This window comes from Mycobacterium sp., assembly GCF_049280035.1.
In the GTDB taxonomy this organism is placed as follows: Bacteria; Actinomycetota; Actinomycetes; order Mycobacteriales; family Mycobacteriaceae; genus Mycobacterium.
Genome location: NZ_JBAPPI010000777.1, coordinates 1 through 2,292, shown reverse-complemented (window position 1 = coordinate 2,292; position 2,292 = coordinate 1). Strand labels below are relative to the sequence as shown.

Genomic DNA, 2,292 nt, shown 5'->3' with positions numbered 1-2,292 from the left:
CAAAGAAGGTGACCTGAAAGACGATGAACCAGGCGCCCAGTCGCATGAGCTCGAATCGCCATCGCGGAATTGTGACCTGGTAGTTGAGGCAGTCGTCGAATTCTTGCTGCTTGGTCAACGGCAACTGCTTGGTCGCAACGGCTATCCCGCCCTGAGTGTCGGTTTCCCCCGGCGGATGCAACGAGGTCCTCGGAACGGTGAAACGATCCAATCGGCAGAATCGCGCGAAATGATTGAGACCGCGAATCGGTGGCTTCCCGGCCCAATAGGCGATCAGGTTGGGCCAGACGCACATGATGCCGATAGTCCAGAGCAATGTGATGCGACCGCCGTTGCCCCACTCCAGAACGGGCCCGATGCCAGGATCGTAGGTCCACCATCCCATTGCCGTAGCTGTGCCCTCGACGACGAAGTCCCAGACGTAGTTGACCGGAATCGCAAGCACCAACATGGATTTGAGCATGCTCCAACCAAACCGCGCGGACACCCATTGACTCAGCCACAACACCAGGAGCGCGTGCACTCCCCAATACACCGCGTAGGCGAATGGCATGAACAAAGGATCGTTGGGAGTCTTGAGCGGTAGCCACTCGAGTAGATGGTGTTCGGCAAACGCCGGACTGTAGAACAACATCTGGCCCCAGTCACCGATGGTCTCCATCCAGTACACCGCAAGGCTGTTGAACAGGAACAGGAATCCCCAGGTCAGGCGCCACCGCCGGATCACATCGGCTACCGCCAGAACGGTGAATATGCTGCCGGCGATCGGTATCACCCAGTTGAAGAACCAGACTCCGGATGGATTGACAGTCGCTGGTGGTGCCAGTTGCGACGTGGCGAAAAGCATCGTTGCCTCTCAACGAGCAAGTGCTGGAGCGGACTCCAGCACGACTTCGTACATGTGTAACCTAGTTCACTACATATCGTTTGTCATCCGAATCTGCGATGAAGGATGCGCTGTATGACGGCTCGAACGCTGCGCCACCGCGCCAGCGCTGCGAGAGCGACCTTCACCGCGGCAGGCGAGCTTGTTGCGGCAGTCTTGCCGGCGCTGCCCGGGTCCGGCCCGTCGTCAGCAGCGGATGTCACGGCCGGATGGCTGACGAAACACCTGGCGAGCACGACGCCAGGTGCTGCGGCGCAGCGGATTTCGGCCCTGGACGGCACGACGGGCACGACAGACCGTCGGCGCTTGGCCGTCGAATGGAACGACTCGGGCCGCGCAGCGGGACTGCCCGACCATCTGTTCGTCAAGAGCACCCCGCTGTCTACAAAGAACCGCACGATGGTGGCGGCCTTGGGGATGGCTGTCAACGAGGCACGCTTCTATACCGAGGCCGCCGATGAACTCGACGGCATCGCCCCACGCTCCTGGTATGCGCGTGCCGGGGTCGGCGCGCGATTCCTGATCGTGCTCGAGGACATCGTTGCCGCCGGCGGCCGGGCGTACGCATTGGCCGATCATTGCGACATCGGCCACGCGCAGGAACTGATCGACGTCTTTGCGACGTTGCATGCCCGATTCTGGGAGAGTCCGCGGCTGGGCAGGGATCTGTCGTGGATCCGAACATGGAGCACCCGGCCGGGATACGGCGTGTTGAAGACGTTCTACTCTCGTGGCCGCCGCGGGGCGCTTCGCCGGGAACGTCCCGAGGTGACTCCCGCGGTGCGCGCTGTCGCGGCGGCTCTCGACAGGTATGCCGATCGGTACTACCGGGAGTTCGAGGCCGGGCCATTGACTCTGTTGCACGGCGACTCGCATCTGGGCAACACCTTCGCGCGGGCCGACGGACGTTCCGGACTACTCGACTGGCAGGTTGTTTGGCAAGGGCCAGGACTGCGGGAAGTGTCCTATTGGATGACCGGCGGCCTGGAGCCGGATATGCGCCGCGCGGCCGAGCGCGATCTCATCGGGCGATACCTGGAAGGTTTGCGTGCCCACGGGGTGAAGGACGTACCGGGGTTCGATGCCGCGTTCGATCGGTACCGCCTTTTCGCTGCCGAGGCGTGGGATGCGGCGGCGATGACGATCAATTGGCCGGGCCTGCAGGCGCAGCGGAATGCCGACGCTGCCTTCCGGCGGGCCTGTGCGGCCGTCGAGGATCTTGACACCGCCGCGTTCATGAACCGGCTATACCGATAGCCGCACCCGAGATCCGATGTCGGACGTTGACACTGTGACAGTGAACTGTCATCTTTGGTTAGGTCGTGCCGAAGGAGCTGCGCAATGACGGATCTGAAGTCCCCTATTCAAACAGAGCCGTCGGCCATCGAGCCCGCGCCGATCAAGAC

2 protein-coding genes are annotated in these 2,292 nt (G+C 62.4%); one reads left to right on the top strand and one right to left on the bottom strand.

Going from position 1 to position 2,292, the window contains the following annotated elements; translation table 11 throughout:
• The coding region (locus WAN71_RS24825; RefSeq protein ID WP_422227871.1) for a spirocyclase AveC family protein at positions 1-847 on the bottom strand (847 nt) is incomplete at its 3' end.
• A 114-nt stretch (positions 848-961) separates the two neighbouring features.
• On the opposite strand from WAN71_RS24825, the gene WAN71_RS24820 reads away from it, so the two are divergent.
• Positions 962-2,143: a phosphotransferase gene (locus tag WAN71_RS24820; protein ID WP_422227870.1), complete on the top strand. Its 1,182-nt coding sequence runs from the start codon at positions 962-964 to the stop codon at positions 2,141-2,143.
• Positions 2,144-2,292 lie beyond the last annotated feature (149 nt).

Bases quoted from the DNA above. Each gene is read 5' to 3' on its own strand.
- WAN71_RS24820 (WP_422227870.1), top strand. From the start codon at position 962: ATGACGGCTCGAACGCTGCGCCACCGCGCCAGCGCTGCGAGAGCGACC.